This window comes from Paenibacillus sp. JT22N7, assembly GCF_059383875.1.
On record NZ_JBXENY010000007.1, the window covers coordinates 456,463 to 472,121 of the forward strand.

The following is a 15,659-nucleotide window of genomic DNA, read 5'->3' on the forward strand; positions in this document are numbered from 1 at the left end:
AACATCCTGATTGAGTAATTGGGATGGTCTGTATGGAGGCGGCTTTTGTTTTTAATGCGGAGAGTTACAAATAGACAAATCTAATTCAAGCAAAAAGGAGGAAAAACACCATGCCGCGTTTTGAGCAGCAATATCTGGATTGGATGAAGGATAATCTTGAAAATGAAACCAACCCTCGCAGGCTGGAGCTTCTTCATAAAGGGCTCGGTCATGGTACGCAAGAGTTCCTTCGGCACGTGTGGTTTCCCGCTGTCGGTCATTTTAATCACTTGCATCCTGAGTGGGAGGTGCGTGATTTCAGCAATGGCTACCGTTATCTGGATCTTGCCTATATGCCCGGTGGTGCAAAAGGCGGAATAGAAATCCAAGGGTATGGCCCCCATGCTAGAGATCTTGATGTAAGACGCTTCAAGGATTTATGTCGCCGCCATTGCCTGCTGTCACTGGATGGGTGGACGTTTCTTCCCATTGCTTATCCTTCAATCGTAGATGAGCCAAAATAGTGCCAACAGCTCGTTCTAGCTTTTATCGGGAAATTTATTGCCTCCGACGTACCTTCGACATTATCCTGGCTTGAAGCTGAAACCGTTCGGTTTGCTCGCCGCCTTTTGCGTCCAATATCCCCTTTGGAGCTCGCCAGCCATCTTAGGGTAAGTGACCGACAGGCCAGACGTATCTTGCATGAACTAGTTAAGCTTCAAATAATGGACATAGCAAGCGGCCAACTGCGCGCCCGTACTTACAAGCTTCGCTTTTAATTAAAAAATAAGCAGGACGAGGTATCATCCTGAATTTGGCGGACTCAGGAGCCGCTATTTGTTAAAATCAACGGTTTATTAAGGTGCTCGCGGACTCAGGAGCAGTTAATAGCTGCAAATTGCTAGTATTTACTTGATTATTCAGGCAATAACGGCATTCCTGTCCGCATACGCGCCCAAATGAATAAAATCGCAGAAATAGCGGATCTACAGTCCTCGAACCAAAATCAGAATGATTCATTTTACCGTAGGAGGATTGTTATTCGAAACAACAACCTCTACCTCTACCTCTACCTGCACCTTGAGCATATTAGACAGTTGAGCATCGCTGAACCCAACAAGCCGCCTTTGGAAACCAATCTATCCATGTAGGATATTTCTCGAAAAGTAGGCAATGGGTTCTCTGCTGTTTATTCTATCGGTGCACTTCACAAGCAAACATATGATTCAACTTCTTCATCATTAACAATAAGGTAAAAAAACAGCATACAAAAAGCGTCAGTACAGCAGGTATTTCTACTTGTACCAACGCTTTTTCACTATATTGCTGCAGCAACACGCTGCACCCTAGACTCAATCTAAGGAATTCCACAGCCTGCGCGCCCGTTCGGCATACAGCAGCGATTCACGCCAGCGGTCGCTTAGCTCAGCCGTTGTCCTCTCGCCTGTACCCTCACCTGTGTGACGGGTCATCGCATAAGGCGGCGGCCCCAGCTCGCAGACGAATGGAAAGCTGTCCCCTGGCTGCGAACGCAGGAGCCATTGTTCCATCCCTTTGCGCCACCAGCGCTCAAAAAGCGGCAGCATCACCTTCGCCTCTTCATGCTCCATGCCGATTTGGATTTGCTCCCCATTCGAGATACGGGCATGAATACTGCTTGTATGCACGAGCAGTTGCTGGAGCAGCTCCTCGGCCTCAGGCCGAACGCTCCGCATTTCGCCAGCCAGCACATAATGGGAAAAATCAATCGTCAGATCCAGCTGCCCCAAATCTCGCACATAGCGGGCAGTCCGAATTAAATCCTGCGTAATCGTTCCCCGATGGGTCTCGACATAAACCGGAATACCCGCTTGACGGGACAGCTCCTTAATCGCGCCAAGTAAGCTTTCGGCTTCTATTCCCGTTACGAATGGCGTCATGACCTGTGCGTTAATGAAAGAAATGCCGCCAAAGCGCACCGCTTTTTCCAAAAAGCTTTCCATATCCGCTGCGCTTGCAGGATACGCATTAACACTCAGCTCAAGCTGATGCTGCGCCAGTAGCTCCTTCCACTCCGCTTCCTGCTCCTGATCTGGAATAAAACCATTAAGGCCGTCGAATCCGGCGCCTGCAATGCGCCTTATTTTCTCCGCTGTCGTATCGGCAGCAAAATCAGGCACCTGCTCCATGCCCCACCAGGACATCTGAACGCTGAGCTTCCGGTCAATGCGGGTAATTGGCTTCATATTCAATGCCGCACGGCCCCCCGTCCGGATTGTTCTCCCGATCGATCATGCTGCCATCCGCACGATACAGCGGGCGGTAAAAATGGCTAATATGCGTCGCAGATTCATTCGCATAATGGCATATAAAGGCGCGACGGAACCGATCCTTCGTTTTGTTGCGGTACGACCCATGAATAAGATTGCCGTTAAAAAATAATGTATCTCCCCGCTCCATCCTTGCTGGAACCGGCTTATTATCCTTCGGCGGTTTTACAAAATGCCTTGTAAATGACTCCGTCACATCCGCCTCCTCCGGGCAGGACAGCTCATAATCATGCGTCTTCGGCACGACGAGCATGCCGCCATTTTCCTCATCCGCCGCATCAATCGCCGTCCATGCCGCAATACAATTGCCCGGCTCCACCTTCAAATAAAAATTATCCTGATGCAGCGCCTGCCCCCGCGAGCCCGGCGGTTTATAGTAGAACATGCTTTGCGCGGCGATAGGCTCCTCTTCATATAAATCCCTCAACACATCCATCACCGGCTGGTGCAGCATATAGCGCTTTGCCGTCTCATTGAAGCGGTGGGGATGCATGACCCGAGGATAACGCTTCAGCGGATCGGTCACCTCCTCGCTCAGATCAGGCTCAAAATAACCGGGAACGCTCTGCTTGCTAATCTCTTCAAAGGTTGAATCGATTTCGGCAAGCTCCTGCTCGCTGAATAAATTTTTGACGATTACATACCCGTCACGACGGTATTGCTCCAGCTGTTCAGCCGTTAATGTCAGGGCACCAAATGTCATAAGGCCTCGCTCCTTTTTCACATAGCGGCACTGTGGCGTGCCTGATTTTTAAGGTTTAATGGGTGCTGCTTGATAAATCAAGTATAGGGCGAGAGCGCTATATGAAGGAATCAACAATCATACTGAAAACTACATCAATTATGCTATTTTAAAAATAACAGCGTATATGCCCTTTTTTTCCTCCGCTTCATTTGCGCTCTACTAGCTGGTTTTCAGAGCAATAGCCAAGACGACAGCAAAAAGGTAAACTAATTGTATTCTGCAAGGCTGTTTTGGAAAGGATGGAGCCGCCATGAAGCGAAACGATTGGGACAGACGCCAGAGCAAGGACGCTGCCGAGCAGTCCGTTATTTTTGCAGGCCATTTTTCGGAAAACGATCATTATCATACGGTGCGGCCACACGGCAGAAGCGACTGGCTTATGTTTTATACGCTGCAAGGCGAAGGCTTTGCACTGACCGCTGCTTCGCGCCAGCGCTGCTTGCCGGGCGAGCTGACGCTCATTCGGCCAGGCTGCATGCATGAATATGGAACAGCGGCGGGCAAAACGTGGCAGTTTGTGTGGGTTCATTTTCCCGATGTGATAGCTGAAACGGGTCTGCTCCCCGCCACCGATCTGATTTCCTGTCCAATTCGCCAGCCCTCAGCGGGCAAGCGAATTTATCGGGCTTTTCGGCGGATATTGACCGACTCGCTGGCAAGCAGCCTGTATGGCGAATCATTATGCGAAAATGCGCTGCGCGAAATTTTGCTGCTGCTGGCCCAGCAGATGAACAGTACGGCGGATGCCCGTATTGAAGAAGCGATGCATTTGCTCGCCGTTCATATGACTCAGCCGCTTTCTATTGGAGAGCTGGCTCATACGATTGGGCTTTCTCCGTCCAGATTGTCCCATCTATTCAAGGCTTCAACCGGCTATTCGATCATCGATATGCATAACCGGATGCGTGTTCGCCAAGCTGCCCTGCTGCTGGAGCATACGAAGCGGAGCGCTTCTGAAATCGCTTTTGACGTAGGCTACCAAAATTATAATCACTTTGCGGTGCAATTTAGCAAGGTTTATGGCATTTCCCCACGCGCTTACCGCAACTGGAAACAAACGCCTGATCATTTGGCACAACAATAAGTGGAAACCAAACTCTTAGAAATGGTAAAATAGGAACAGGGAAGGAGGTCAACTATGACCACGGAAAACGAAGTAAGCGAAGAGGAACAACAAAGCGAGAACCCACAAGAGCAAGAAGCGAAACAAATTATTTTGGCGGTATATGCTCGCACGCTCCAAATGCTTCAAGCCGAGTTTGAAACCTATCAGGTTGAGGGACAGATTACTAACAATCCCAACTACGGGCCCCTGTTTGCCTACCGCTTGAAAGAAGCGGATACCGATAAGGAATATGCTTGCGGCTTTTTCATTAATGAACTGCTTGAAAAGCATAAGGATGCTGAGAGGGCAAGCCAATGGCTCGCTTCCTTCTATATCGATATGATTGACAGCGGTATCAGCAAGCCGCTTCAGACACCTCCTCAGTCCGAAGACGAAGCCAAGAAGCTGATCGATGAATATATCGTGCCGCATTGCGCGAAGTCGGTTCGGGAAGAATTTAGTCCTGAGCAGGTTTATGTCGATTTGGACATGAATGAGCAAATTGGCCCGGTTATCGAAGCCGGATTCCCTGCAATTACAGATGGCAACAATGTATGTGCGATGCCTTTCGCCTACTTGCTCACGCTTCATTTAATGAATCGTGATCCAGCAGATCCGCTCGTTCATGGCCTGTACAAAATCCGTGAAGAGAACGGTTTGGAATAACAATTGACAATCGGCTCTGCCGACAATTATACTGTACATAAAAATAGTACAGTTCATCGTTCTCTTTTGGCAGCTTCATGCCGAATGGTGAACGCATTTGATCTGCGAAGAGGAGTGTCACCCTTGTCTAATTCCGAAAGTTCATTCAGCACGGTTATCCGCGAGCGCCGTTCGGTTCGCAAATACGATCCAACTGTTAAAATGACGCAGGAAGAAATTCACGATATTATCGCTGACGCGGTTCTTGCGCCATCCGGAAGCAACCTGCAGCCTTGGCGTTTTCTAGTTATTACGGATCAGGAAACGAAGCAAAAGCTGCTTCCTATTGCCTTCAACCAAGAGCAAATTGTAACTTCTTCTGCGGTCATTGCCGTTATGGCCGATTTGGAGTTTTATAAGCATGCCGAGCGCATCTATGAAAAATCAATTGAAGCTGGCTATATGACTCGTGAAGCTGCCGACAAGCTCAGAACAAATATGACAGGCTTCTATTCTAATGCTCCTGCTGAACGTCTGCTCTCCTCTGTACTCGTTGACGGCGGACTTGTGTCGATGCAGCTGATGCTGGCTGCGCGTGCCAAAGGCTTCGATACCGTACCGATGGCTGGTTACGACGTAGCGAAATTCCGTGAGCTGATGAATGTGCCTGACCAATATACGAATGTCATGCTGATTGCCCTTGGCAAAGCATCAGAGGCTGGTCACCCGACTACCCGTCTGGATGTTAATGACGTTACACATTGGAATCATTTCTAAATCAATTAGCAAAAGACCGTTTTCCACTAGAGCTGCCTAGCGACGCCTCTTATGGAAAATGGTTTTTTTTCAAATCGAGCGATTTCCTAATTCGAAAGGGGCTTAATGGAACATGGAATATACGAAACTAGGACGAACAGGCCTTGAAATATCACGGCTTGCGCTTGGCTGTATGACCTATGGGGCTCCTGATCGCGGGACGCATCCTTGGTCGTTAGGTGAGGATGCGAGCAGAACGTATATTAAGCAGGCGCTTGAGCTGGGCTTTAATTTTTTTGATACAGCAAACGTTTATTCAGATGGGACAAGCGAGGAAATCGTCGGCCGGGCGTTAAAAGATTTCGCGAGCCGCGACGACGTCGTAATCGCAACCAAGGTTCACGGCCGGATGCGCCCCGGCGCTAATGGCGCAGGCCTCTCGCGCAAAGCCATTATGGCGGAGGTTGATCACAGCTTGAGGCGGCTTGGCACCAACTATATCGATTTGTATCAAATCCATCGCTTTGACAATGGTACGCCGATTGAAGAAACGATGGAAGCGCTCCACGATATTGTAAAGGCCGGAAAAGCCCGCTATATCGGCGCGTCCTCCATGTATGCCTGGCAGTTTATGAAAATGCAGCAGGCTGCGGAGCGGAACGGCTGGACCCGCTTCGTCTCGATGCAAAACTATGTCAATCTGCTTTACCGCGAAGAGGAACGGGAAATGCTTCCCCTTTGCAAAGCGGACGGTATCGGTGTCATTCCTTGGAGCCCGCTTGCCCGCGGCCGCCTGACCCGTGATTGGGAGCAAGAGAGCGAACGCTCAAGGACAGATGAGTTCGGCAAAACCTTGTATGTCCAAACCGCAGAAGCCGATCGGAAAATCGTAGATAAAGTAGCTGAAATCGCTGGCAAACGTGAAATCCCTAGAGCGCAGGTCGCGCTTGCCTGGGTGCTGCAAAAAGACTCGATTACCGCTCCAATCGTCGGTGCAACGAAGCCCCATCATTTGACGGATGCTGTAGCTGCCCTGGATGTTAAATTAACAGCTGAGGAAATCGCCGCCTTGGAGGAGCCTTACGTTCCCCATCCCGTTATGGGCGGTCTAAGCTGACGTCAGCTTGGTTATTAGCTGCTCCATTCTTTATAGCCCCAGTTACCTTCTATGCAAAAATAGCCCAGCAAACGCCGCATGATGCGGGCAGTATGGCACTTTATCACGCCATATTGCTCCGCATCATGCGGCATTTCTGAGTTCAGGGGATAATGGCTGTTTTAAAATTAGTATCGAAATATCGTCGCCGTAGCTCTCGAACAATTATGCAGCTGTTTGCATTAAGCCAGTGCCTCCTTGACGAACTCGGACAATAACTTTTGTTCTTTATTAGAGAGATTCTGGATCATATTTACGAACTCCGACACCAGCTCCGTAATCTCTTTACCCAGCTCCTCTTGAACGGTTTGGATAACCGTACCCAGAACCGTTCCAACAAATACGAGCAGCCCGGAATGGTCATTCGGCGTTTTATTAACAAGCAGTCGAATGACACTCTCCGACTTGCCTCCAAGTTTCTTTAAATAGGCGAGCAGCAGCCCAATAATGTAGCCGCAAAATTCAATATGGGTCGCTTTGTTAGGAATGCCATCCAATATTTTTCTAAGCAGCTCATTGATGTTCATATGATTCTTGCCGCTGAGCAATTGCTTAATCGTACTTGCAGTTGCCTCCCAGTCTCCAGGATTAACTAAGTCAGAACGCTCCTGGTGAAAAAGCTCCGCCGCCTTGACTGTCGGTGCAAACACAACCTGTGACCTTCCTGTTTCTTTTTCATTTACCTCATAGCTGCGCGATACAAAACCCATCTTCTCTATTTCCTTCAGCATGTCATAGGCTGTCCATTTGCTTACGCCTAGGGCTTTTGCTAACGTCTCATAATGTATCGGTAATGAAGTGCTTTTATACAATTCCATGAGCTGGTCTAGAAATTGTAATCGGCGTTTCGTAAGCCCCATAAATCCACCCCTATTTTCAGCCAGCAGCTGGTTGCCTCTTGTCTGTCTACCTTTGGCTGGTTTGCGGCTTAATGTTAACATCCCCTCTCAGTTCCGTCAACAAGCGTTCCAAGGCAACAGCTTGCCGTTATTTGGATCATCCTGTTGTCAGAAACGCCCAGAACGGATAATCGCATAGATCAGCCAAATAAACATGGCCAAGGTAACACCGAAGCCGATTTCTATAATAGGCAGTCCCCAAAACAGCGTTTGGGAGTGGTTTAAGGCTGCACCGACAATTAAGCCAACCATCACTAAACTAAGCGCAAGCAAGACAATACTGAAAGACAGCTGGTTGCTGATCCGATCCATTTTTTTCATGAGCGTGTCGAGCTGAGGTGATTCCACTTCCATCCGTAGTTTTCCCTTCCGTACGACGAGAGAAAGCTGTTTCAAAGTGACCGGAATGTCGCTGATCAGCTTAAAATAATCTGGTGCTTCTTCCAGAAGCCCTCTCCATATCTCCCTTGGGTCCAATTGCTCTACAAATAGTTTTTTTCCGTATGGCTCAGCAATATCAAAAATTTTAATTTCCGGATCGAGCGCAACTGCCACCCCTTCCATCGTTAGCAAGGATTTTCCGAGCAGCGTTAATTCCGATGGAATCCGAATATGATGCCGGTTGGCAACCATAAATAAATCTCCAATAGCTGTTCCAAGGCTTATCTGATTGAGCGGCACCTGATAATACTTCTCCCTCATTTCATCCACATCGGCATATAATTTACTCTGATTCACCTCATCCGGAATAACTCCCATATACGAAATGGCTCGAATGACACCTTTAGAGCTTTGATTGCGCAGGGCGATTACAAGCGAAGCAAAATGCTTTTTTGTACCGGGAGATAGCCGCCCTACCATTCCAAAATCAATCAGGGCCAGTCGGCCGTCAGGAAGTGCCATGACATTGCCAGGATGCGGATCTCCATGGAAGAAGCCATCGACTAGAACCTGATGAAAAATCGCCGTTGCCAGCCGATCCGCAAGCCGTTTATTGTCTAATCCCATTCGTTTAAGCTGCTGCCGATCCGAAAGCTTCACTCCGTTTACATAGTCTGTCGTCATTACACGCTTCGTACAATATTCCCAATGCACCGAAGGTACAAAAATGTACGGCAGCTTCTTACTATAGGCAATAAATTTCTCTGCACTATGCGCCTCCATTGTATAGTCCATTTCCTGACGGAGCGCTTTGCTCAGTTCCTCAACAATCTCAATTAATCGATAGTGCTGGGCAAATTCAAAAGCACCTTCACCCAATTTAGCCACATCCGCTAATATATTCAAATCTGTTTCAACCAGCTTTTGAATGCCTGGACGCTGAACCTTAACGACAACCTCTGCTCCATCCCGCAGCGTAGCGCGATGAACTTGGCCAATAGAGGCCGCTGCAATCGGTGTAATGGAAAAGTTCAGAAACAAATTTTCAATCGTATCACCAAGCTCCGCTTCAATAATTTGGGTTACTTCCTCATATGGAAATGCAGACACATGGTCCTGCAAACGTTCCAATTCAACCAAAATATTTGCCGGAATTAAATCTGGCCGCGTGCTTGCAATTTGCCCCAGCTTAACAAAGGTTGGACCTAATTCCTCCAGCAATGTCCGAATGCGTTCGCCAACACTTCTAGTTTGTATCTCTTCCTGCTCCGGTTTGCGTATAAACCTCAATCTATCCCTGGCTCCGATACCATCTGATACGTATCCCAGCCCGTTTCGTGCTATCGCAGTAACAATTGTCCGATAACGCTGTAACTGCCTAATCCTTTTTCCATGCTGCAATCGTGTAGCCTCCTGTCAATCCGCGCTTTGCTCTTTCTGCTCAAGTGCATCCAACCGTTTTTCAATTCGCTCGATATCCTCGCGGGTAGCTATTTTCCCTTCACTTAAAATAGCTCTTACTCGTTCCTGCGCCATGGCTTCAATTTGCTCACGCAGCTCTTCTCCTTTTTGAACAAGTGTATGGGTTAAGGTTTTGGATTCTTCTTTACTAACCTGTCCTTTCTGCACCAATTCATCAATCGTTTTTTCCACCTGCTCCTTGCCGGTAACAGCGATCCCCATTGCCAGTGACATAGCTTTGCTTATTGTATCTTTCATCTTCAAACAGCTCCTTTGCTTTTATAGGTTATAAAATACACAAAAAACCAAAAAACTATACAAAAAAATAGGCAACCTGCCGCACAGGCCCAATTGCTTTTGCCACTTATAGTGAAACTATTTGCAGACGAGTTTTTTGGTTTTTTGTGTCTACAGATTACCATTAAAATAATAAATCGTCAAATCAATACCAGCTCCCCATGAAGCCAAGCTAACTGCCTTGCCATGGGCAACTGATACTATGAATGGCCATGCATGTACTAGGTCATGATTCAGTTTCGGGGTATGAGAGATATTATATGTGAGCTCTTAAAAAGTTATAAACAATATCCAGGATTTCTTTTGTCCAAAAACCTCTACCGTGTCCGGCGCCCTTTACTTTATAAAAAGTTACGTCATGTTGTGTTTCCTTTAACGCCTCATAGATCAAAACACTTTGGTTAAAGGGGACCGTATCGTCCTTGTCGCCATGCATAATCAAAAATGGAGGTAACATCTTATCCTTAGAAATATAAATGATAGGATTAGTCAATCGAGCTTTTTCCTTATTTTCCTGGATTGGAGCGCCGATAAGTGTAGATGCAGGCGATTCCGGCGCGTCATGGTCTGTATTGCTGGGATACTTGCTCATCTGCAACATATCAGAAGCACCATAAAAGTTGACCACAGCCTTTACCTCACTGGTCTGGTCTTGATAAAAATCCGTTTCAAATTCCTTTACACCTTCACTGATACCAACCATAGAGGCCAGAAGTCCTCCTGAAGAATCTCCCCATACAGCAACTCTTTCAATATCAACCTTATATTTTTCATGATTTGCTTTCAGATATCGGATAGCCGTCTTTACGTCCTGAATTTGGGCTGGAAATTTCGCTTCAAGAGAGTGCCTGTACTCCACACTGGCAACAACAAAGCCTATTAAGTTCGTTCCGCATCCGGATAAAAAGACATCCGAATACGGGATGATATAACATATAGAAGGACGCGTGGGCTTAAAACATAAGAGATAAGAGCCGCAAATGGTCCGCCGCGCCCTCCGATTCCTCACCGTCCTGTCGCCGCTAATTGCGCACCTACATTTTCACCGTGTTTTCACGGCGATTTAGGCGTCCGGAGCGTCCATTGGTGTTAGCGGAGCCTCGCGTAGTTAGGACGGCTAAGTCCACGGTAAAACTACGGTGAAAAGTATATGGCGTGATTTTGGCGGTGATGGAAGGCGAAAGGTCAGAACTGGGAATTACGTAGTATACAAATAGTGCAAACGATTATGAGGCGCGCCAATAGAGTGACTCCACTTGTGCGCGCTCTACGAACGCCTCCATACCGTCGATTAAGTCACGTCTGCCTGCACGTTTAAGTAGCGGGTAGAGTACAGATACGTGGCGAACGGGAACTCCGGAGACATTAAGCGGTTCTAACGATCCCCTCGCGTAATAAATGCGCAGCGAGTCCGTATGTGTGCGATATTTCTCGATCGTATTGCAACGCTTGTCACGTATTGTTTCGCGACTTAGCTTCGCATCAACCCATACTCGTCCGTTAACTACGAAGTCCGGCAAGCATCCGTTAAGGCGAAAGTCTTCGTTTACGGCTTCGCGTCCATATATAGCTACCAGGACTGCGAATAGCTTCCGCTCGAAGTTGAGTCCCATTCGTGCAGCTTTACCGCTATGTCCCCGGCTAACGAATCGGTCGTACGGCGTTTTGTACGCGGATAATAGCTGCTTGAATGTTCCGTACTTCCTTATAATGTGGTAACGTAAATGCGGGAATTGCTGCGCTAATCCTTCAGCGGAAATTCCATCGAACGGAAAGCGATCGCGATACATCTCATCAATTGCATCAGTCCATAGTGCATCTACAACCGATCTACTAATTCGGGCGAATTCCGTTTCAGATAAAGCGTACAAATCGCGTATAAACGCCGCCTGATGTTTATTTGTTACGACGTTGTAGTTATCCGTAATTTCATAGCATCGCGCTAACTCTAATTCCGTAGGAACGCCGTTAGGAGCGTAAATTCCATATTCAACAAGCCCTTGTCGATAGCTTCCGAATGTACGTACGAACCTTTTCCGGATAGCATCGTATTTCAACTCCGTATAATGCTGCCGAATTTTCGTAACGTCTATATCCGCGTCGATCATTTCATCGATTAACTGGAATAGCGCCTCTTTCTGCGTATTAGGCATACCGCAGCTACCTCCTTCGTTATTTCGTCTTATACCTACGTAGTCGTTCGCCGATTCACTTTCGCACACTTTCCGTAAAATAAAAAAAAATAAGCGGCCACTCCCCGTAAGGAATGACCGCTGTTTTGTATTTGTTATTGGAGCGAATAGTCGATCGTTGTCGTTGCTTTGAGCGCTACCCCGTCCGCAATAGAGAGGCGCAGACCACTTACGTCTTTCGGAGTTTCAAACACTACCGCGCGCTTACGTGTGAGGCCTGGATTTACCGTTTCGTATACGAGGTCTTCCGTTTCGCCTTTACGTATACGCCGTCATACGTCCCGTAGGTCTTACCGTCAGCATCCGATAGTTGGAACATACTTGCGCTAATGTCGCGCGGGTCGCTGTCGTTGTTAGTAATTGATACAGTTATAATAACGAACTGATCCTCCGTTGATTCTCCGCCAAATTCAGACGCCGTCTTCAGACCGCTAACCGTTACGTCGAATTTACCTACCGTTGCTTTTTCGCCGACACTCGGCAGCTTAGGCGTAGGAGCTGGCGTGCTAGATGCGGTCGCTTCACTCGGTGACGCGAACATTATAGACTGCGAGCTAGGGCTGGGACTTTCGGGCGTATGCCGTTGCTGGTAGACCGGTGCGGTTGATTTAGAAACAACCTCCGGCTTACTACCTTCGTTTAAATTTCCGTAAGATATCACAAATACAAACATACAAACAAATACGATAAACCCTTTTTGCCAGCGCGTGTATTTCGGTATGATTTTTGGAAAGATGAATGCGACTGCAAAAATAACACCTACAATAATTGATGCGAAAAATAACGCTCCAAGCATAATAGTCCCCCTGCGATTTCCTTTTTAGGTAATACGTATATTATCGCAGGACGTAGCTTTTCCAATTAAAACATTTTCTCGATCGGACTGAATTTACGGTGTTTATCATGCACCTCACGGCTGAATAAATTAACATAGGTACGTACTTGATCAAGGGTAGCATGTCCCACAGCTTGAAGCGCAAACACGTCTGCTCCGTTCTGTACGCTCATCTTCGCAAAAGTGTGACGGAATTGTGTGTGGGCTACATCGAACGTCTGTAAGGCCCGCTCTGCGTCCGTAGAATGCGACTTGTTCCTGCACCTGCCGCCTTGTTACCGGAGTGTTGTCTATTGTAACAAAGAGTGAATCATGCTCAAGTTGGCCTCGTAGCGCTACGTACTTCGAAAGTTGTTTCTTCATCAGCGCTTGAATAGGTACAAGCCGCTACTTGTTATTTTTACCGTTTACTAGTATGGTGCCGTCTTTCCAGCGGATATCACTCAACACTAAGTCCTCTAATTCCCTTAAGCGTATCCCCGTCTCCAAAAACAACATCATCACCGTAAGGTCGCGTACACCGACGAAGGTCTTCTGGTCTGGCTGCGCAAAGAGACGGTGTATTTGTTCGATTGAAAACGTCTTAATAATTGTATTCTTTTGATTCAGCAACTTTACGCGGGCCATCGGCGAACGTAGCAGATAGCTTTCTTTCACAAGGAAATTAAAAAGGGTCCGAATAGCTCTCAGCACACAGTTAATCGACGTCGCTTTCTGCTCTTCGTCAAGGAGGTATAGGATTACGTTCGTTTTAATTATCTCCTCCGTAACCTTATTCGGATCGGTAGACACTTTTTGTTCGTCGAGTATCCGTTTAAATTTGCCGAGTTCCTGGCGGTAAAACCCGATTGTATGCTTACTGATATTACGTATCTTCCCGTCGCGTAAAAATAAATCGACGGCGCTGTCCCAGTCGTCCACCGCGTATATAGGCGCATGATTCGGCAGCAAGTCCGTTTGATCTAACGCGTTCTTTCGTCTAGCCATTTCGTAATTCCTCCGTCGCGATATTCGTCGAGGGATACGCTGGAGTCTACGATAAATACGATTAAAGTCGTGTGCGTTGCGTCATATCACCGCGCTTTATTATCGCGCATTACTAAACGCAAAAACGCCGACTGCACATGCGCGCAATCAGCGTTTAAATCACCGTAAAACCTTCGTTTCTTATATGCCGGCGAGAGGACTCGAACCTCCACGGTTTCCCTCACGATTTTGAGTCGCGCGCGTCTGCCATTCCGCCACGCCGGCGTTTTAAAGAATAATGGCGTGCCCTAAGAGATTCGAACTCCTGGCCTTTTGATTCGTAGTCAAACGCTCTATCCAGCTGAGCTAAGGGCACACACTATGAAATTGTGGAGGCGCCACCCAGACTCGAACTGGGGGTAGAGCTTTTGCAGAGCTCTGCCTTACCACTTGGCTATGGCGCCATAAAGATGGAGCGGACGACGAGATTCGAACTCGCGACCCTCGCCTTGGCAAGGCGATGCTCTACCACTGAGCCACGTCCGCAAAAGAATGGCTGGGGATTCAGGGATCGAACCTGAGAATGACGGAGTCAAAGTCCGTTGCCTTACCGCTTGGCTAATCCCCAACAATTAAGTATTTTTTAGTTTGAACAATAATGGGGCGGACGAGGGGAATTGAACCCCCGAATGTCGGATCCACAAACCGATGCGTTAACCACTTCGCCACGACCGCCATATTATATTGTTCAGTTTTGATTGGCAGGGGCAGCAGGAATTGAACCCACACCAACGGTTTTGGAGACCGTTGTTCTACCCTTAAACTATGCCCCTAAGGTAAACTGGTGGAGGATGATGGATTCGAACCACCGAACCCGAAGGAACAGATTTACAGTCTGCCGCGTTTAGCCACTTCGCTAATCCTCCATGAATGGTGCCGTCGAGAGGACTTGAACCCCCAACCTACTGATTACAAGTCAGTTGCTCTACCAATTGAGCTACAACGGCATGGTACAAACTTTTGTTTACCAATCATCTTAATGGTGGCTCGGGACGGAATCGAACCGCCGACACGAGGATTTTCAGTCCTCTGCTCTACCGACTGAGCTACCGAGCCAGATGTTTTAAATGGCGGAGCTGACGAGATTCGAACTCGCGGTCTCCTGCGTGACAGGCAGGCATGTTAGGCCTCTACACCACAGCTCCACATCATATTCTCGGATCATTCCGAAGGTAAAGTTTGGTTGCGGGGGCAGGATTTGAACCTGCGGCCTTCGGGTTATGAGCCCGACGAGCTACCGGGCTGCTCCACCCCGCGTCATCGTAAAAGCAATATGGTGGAGGCTGAGGGGATCGAACCCCCGACCCTCTGCTTGTAAGGCAGATGCTCTCCCAGCTGAGCTAAGCCTCCGTGTTGATTAAGCGACTTTTATATCTTACCACTTTTTCGAGCATTTTGCAAGTGTTTTTTTAAAGTTTTTTTGGTGACCCGTAGGGGACTCGAACCCCTGTTACCTCCGTGAAAGGGAGGTGTCTTAACCACTTGACCAACGGGCCATGTTAAAATTCTACCAACATACTTTAAGTAAATATGGCAGAGAGGAAGGGATTCGAACCCTCGAGACCCGGTTAGAGCCTACACGATTTCCAATCGTGCTCCTTCGACCACTCGGACACCTCTCTATAATGGCTCCCCGAACAGGACTCGAACCTGTGACAACTCGATTAACAGTCGAGTGCTCTACCAACTGAGCTATCAGGGAATATAAAACGTTACTTACAAGGTATTGCTACCCTGAAAACTGGATGCGAAAGACAAAGTCTGAAACTTTAGCGTGTTATTAGGATAAGCCCTCGACCGATTAGTATTCGTCAGCTGCACGCATTGCTGCGCTTCCACCCCGAACCTATCAACCTCGTCGTCTTCAAGGGGT

13 protein-coding genes, 16 tRNA genes, 1 rRNA gene and 1 pseudogene are annotated in these 15,659 nt (G+C 47.8%); 5 read left to right on the forward strand and 26 right to left on the reverse strand.

Annotation, left to right across the window (positions count from 1 at the left end):
* Nucleotides 1-110 precede the first annotated feature (110 nt).
* Nucleotides 111-758: pseudogene (locus AC50Y5_RS20865) on the forward strand (transcriptional regulator).
* A 573-nt stretch (nucleotides 759-1,331) separates the two neighbouring features.
* Here the strand turns inward: AC50Y5_RS20865 and AC50Y5_RS20870 are convergent.
* Nucleotides 1,332-2,204 carry a sugar phosphate isomerase/epimerase family protein gene (locus tag AC50Y5_RS20870; RefSeq protein WP_494863533.1) on the reverse strand — a complete coding sequence of 291 codons (873 nt, stop codon included), beginning with the start codon at nucleotides 2,202-2,204 and terminating at the stop codon, nucleotides 1,332-1,334.
* Nucleotides 2,182-2,991 (reverse strand): phytanoyl-CoA dioxygenase family protein, encoded by an 810-nt coding sequence (locus AC50Y5_RS20875; RefSeq protein WP_494863484.1) that lies wholly within the window; start codon nucleotides 2,989-2,991, stop codon nucleotides 2,182-2,184. The genes AC50Y5_RS20870 and AC50Y5_RS20875 overlap by 23 nt, the downstream gene beginning before the upstream one ends.
* 292 nt (nucleotides 2,992-3,283) lie before the next feature.
* On the opposite strand from AC50Y5_RS20875, the gene AC50Y5_RS20880 reads away from it, so the two are divergent.
* From AC50Y5_RS20880 to AC50Y5_RS20895, 4 genes are all read left to right on the forward strand, one after another.
* Entirely contained in the window at nucleotides 3,284-4,117 is an 834-nt protein-coding gene (locus tag AC50Y5_RS20880; protein ID WP_056040889.1) for a helix-turn-helix domain-containing protein, read from the forward strand.
* Nucleotides 4,118-4,171: 54 nt separating this feature from the next.
* Nucleotides 4,172-4,804 carry a hypothetical protein gene (locus tag AC50Y5_RS20885; protein WP_494863486.1) on the forward strand — a complete coding sequence of 211 codons (633 nt, stop codon included), beginning with the start codon at nucleotides 4,172-4,174 and terminating at the stop codon, nucleotides 4,802-4,804.
* An 84-nt stretch (nucleotides 4,805-4,888) separates the two neighbouring features.
* Nucleotides 4,889-5,560 carry a nitroreductase family protein gene (locus AC50Y5_RS20890; protein WP_494863488.1) on the forward strand — a complete coding sequence of 224 codons (672 nt, stop codon included), beginning with the start codon at nucleotides 4,889-4,891 and terminating at the stop codon, nucleotides 5,558-5,560.
* A 112-nt stretch (nucleotides 5,561-5,672) separates the two neighbouring features.
* Nucleotides 5,673-6,656, forward strand: coding sequence for an aldo/keto reductase (locus AC50Y5_RS20895; protein ID WP_056040883.1), 984 nt, complete (start codon nucleotides 5,673-5,675; stop codon nucleotides 6,654-6,656).
* A 221-nt stretch (nucleotides 6,657-6,877) separates the two neighbouring features.
* Here the strand turns inward: AC50Y5_RS20895 and AC50Y5_RS20900 are convergent, their stop codons facing one another.
* The 24 genes from AC50Y5_RS20900 to AC50Y5_RS21015 form a co-directional block, all read right to left on the reverse strand.
* Nucleotides 6,878-7,555, reverse strand: coding sequence for an Lrp/AsnC family transcriptional regulator (locus tag AC50Y5_RS20900; RefSeq protein ID WP_494863491.1), 678 nt, complete (start codon nucleotides 7,553-7,555; stop codon nucleotides 6,878-6,880).
* A gap of 147 nt (nucleotides 7,556-7,702) precedes the next feature.
* The gene (locus AC50Y5_RS20905; RefSeq protein WP_494863493.1) at nucleotides 7,703-9,265 is read right to left on the reverse strand and encodes an ABC1 kinase family protein; all 1,563 of its coding nucleotides are present in this window, start codon (nucleotides 9,263-9,265) and stop codon (nucleotides 7,703-7,705) included.
* Nucleotides 9,266-9,391: 126 nt separating this feature from the next.
* Nucleotides 9,392-9,694, reverse strand: coding sequence for a phasin family protein (locus tag AC50Y5_RS20910; protein WP_056040878.1), 303 nt, complete (start codon nucleotides 9,692-9,694; stop codon nucleotides 9,392-9,394).
* 295 nt (nucleotides 9,695-9,989) lie between these two features.
* Nucleotides 9,990-10,742 carry an alpha/beta hydrolase fold domain-containing protein gene (locus AC50Y5_RS20915; protein WP_494863495.1) on the reverse strand — a complete coding sequence of 251 codons (753 nt, stop codon included), beginning with the start codon at nucleotides 10,740-10,742 and terminating at the stop codon, nucleotides 9,990-9,992.
* 217 nt (nucleotides 10,743-10,959) lie between these two features.
* On the reverse strand, nucleotides 10,960-11,886 hold the full coding sequence (locus AC50Y5_RS20920) for a hypothetical protein (RefSeq protein ID WP_494863497.1): 927 nt from the start codon (nucleotides 11,884-11,886) through the stop codon (nucleotides 10,960-10,962).
* Nucleotides 11,887-12,148: 262 nt separating this feature from the next.
* Entirely contained in the window at nucleotides 12,149-12,721 is a 573-nt protein-coding gene (locus AC50Y5_RS20925; RefSeq protein WP_494863499.1) for a DUF4352 domain-containing protein, read from the reverse strand.
* Nucleotides 12,722-13,147: 426 nt separating this feature from the next.
* Entirely contained in the window at nucleotides 13,148-13,747 is a 600-nt protein-coding gene (locus AC50Y5_RS20930) for a tyrosine-type recombinase/integrase (RefSeq protein WP_494863501.1), read from the reverse strand.
* A 185-nt stretch (nucleotides 13,748-13,932) separates the two neighbouring features.
* Nucleotides 13,933-14,011, reverse strand: a tRNA-Leu gene (locus AC50Y5_RS20935).
* Between the two features lie 14 nt (nucleotides 14,012-14,025).
* Nucleotides 14,026-14,102, reverse strand: a tRNA-Arg gene (locus tag AC50Y5_RS20940).
* Nucleotides 14,103-14,116: 14 nt separating this feature from the next.
* Nucleotides 14,117-14,190: transfer RNA gene (locus tag AC50Y5_RS20945), tRNA-Cys, on the reverse strand.
* 7 nt (nucleotides 14,191-14,197) lie between these two features.
* Nucleotides 14,198-14,272 (reverse strand) — tRNA-Gly (locus tag AC50Y5_RS20950).
* Nucleotides 14,273-14,279: 7 nt separating this feature from the next.
* A tRNA-Gln gene (locus AC50Y5_RS20955) sits at nucleotides 14,280-14,354 on the reverse strand.
* A gap of 31 nt (nucleotides 14,355-14,385) precedes the next feature.
* Nucleotides 14,386-14,461 (reverse strand) — tRNA-His (locus AC50Y5_RS20960).
* A 24-nt stretch (nucleotides 14,462-14,485) separates the two neighbouring features.
* Nucleotides 14,486-14,559, reverse strand: a tRNA-Trp gene (locus tag AC50Y5_RS20965).
* Nucleotides 14,560-14,568: 9 nt separating this feature from the next.
* Nucleotides 14,569-14,652 (reverse strand) — tRNA-Tyr (locus tag AC50Y5_RS20970).
* A 5-nt stretch (nucleotides 14,653-14,657) separates the two neighbouring features.
* Nucleotides 14,658-14,733 (reverse strand) — tRNA-Thr (locus AC50Y5_RS20975).
* Nucleotides 14,734-14,766: 33 nt separating this feature from the next.
* Nucleotides 14,767-14,842, reverse strand: a tRNA-Phe gene (locus AC50Y5_RS20980).
* A gap of 12 nt (nucleotides 14,843-14,854) precedes the next feature.
* Nucleotides 14,855-14,931, reverse strand: a tRNA-Asp gene (locus AC50Y5_RS20985).
* A 35-nt stretch (nucleotides 14,932-14,966) separates the two neighbouring features.
* Nucleotides 14,967-15,043, reverse strand: a tRNA-Met gene (locus AC50Y5_RS20990).
* Nucleotides 15,044-15,060: 17 nt separating this feature from the next.
* A tRNA-Val gene (locus AC50Y5_RS20995) sits at nucleotides 15,061-15,136 on the reverse strand.
* A 71-nt stretch (nucleotides 15,137-15,207) separates the two neighbouring features.
* A tRNA-Glu gene (locus tag AC50Y5_RS21000) sits at nucleotides 15,208-15,282 on the reverse strand.
* A 35-nt stretch (nucleotides 15,283-15,317) separates the two neighbouring features.
* Nucleotides 15,318-15,408 (reverse strand) — tRNA-Ser (locus AC50Y5_RS21005).
* Between the two features lie 4 nt (nucleotides 15,409-15,412).
* Nucleotides 15,413-15,488 (reverse strand) — tRNA-Asn (locus tag AC50Y5_RS21010).
* 79 nt (nucleotides 15,489-15,567) lie between these two features.
* Nucleotides 15,568-15,659 (reverse strand): 23S ribosomal RNA (locus tag AC50Y5_RS21015); the annotation flags it as partial.

Coding starts and splice junctions, on each gene's coding strand:
- AC50Y5_RS20870 (WP_494863533.1), bottom strand. CDS start 2,204: ATGAAGCCAATTACCCGCATTGACCGGAAGCTCAGCGTTCAGATGTCC.
- AC50Y5_RS20875 (WP_494863484.1), bottom strand. CDS start 2,991: ATGACATTTGGTGCCCTGACATTAACGGCTGAACAGCTGGAGCAATAC.
- AC50Y5_RS20880 (WP_056040889.1), top strand. CDS start 3,284: ATGAAGCGAAACGATTGGGACAGACGCCAGAGCAAGGACGCTGCCGAG.
- AC50Y5_RS20885 (WP_494863486.1), top strand. CDS start 4,172: ATGACCACGGAAAACGAAGTAAGCGAAGAGGAACAACAAAGCGAGAAC.
- AC50Y5_RS20890 (WP_494863488.1), top strand. CDS start 4,889: ATGGTGAACGCATTTGATCTGCGAAGAGGAGTGTCACCCTTGTCTAAT.
- AC50Y5_RS20895 (WP_056040883.1), top strand. CDS start 5,673: ATGGAATATACGAAACTAGGACGAACAGGCCTTGAAATATCACGGCTT.
- AC50Y5_RS20900 (WP_494863491.1), bottom strand. CDS start 7,555: ATGGGGCTTACGAAACGCCGATTACAATTTCTAGACCAGCTCATGGAA.
- AC50Y5_RS20910 (WP_056040878.1), bottom strand. CDS start 9,694: ATGAAAGATACAATAAGCAAAGCTATGTCACTGGCAATGGGGATCGCT.
- AC50Y5_RS20920 (WP_494863497.1), bottom strand. CDS start 11,886: ATGCCTAATACGCAGAAAGAGGCGCTATTCCAGTTAATCGATGAAATG.
- AC50Y5_RS20925 (WP_494863499.1), bottom strand. CDS start 12,721: ATGCTTGGAGCGTTATTTTTCGCATCAATTATTGTAGGTGTTATTTTT.
- AC50Y5_RS20930 (WP_494863501.1), bottom strand. CDS start 13,747: ATGGCTAGACGAAAGAACGCGTTAGATCAAACGGACTTGCTGCCGAAT.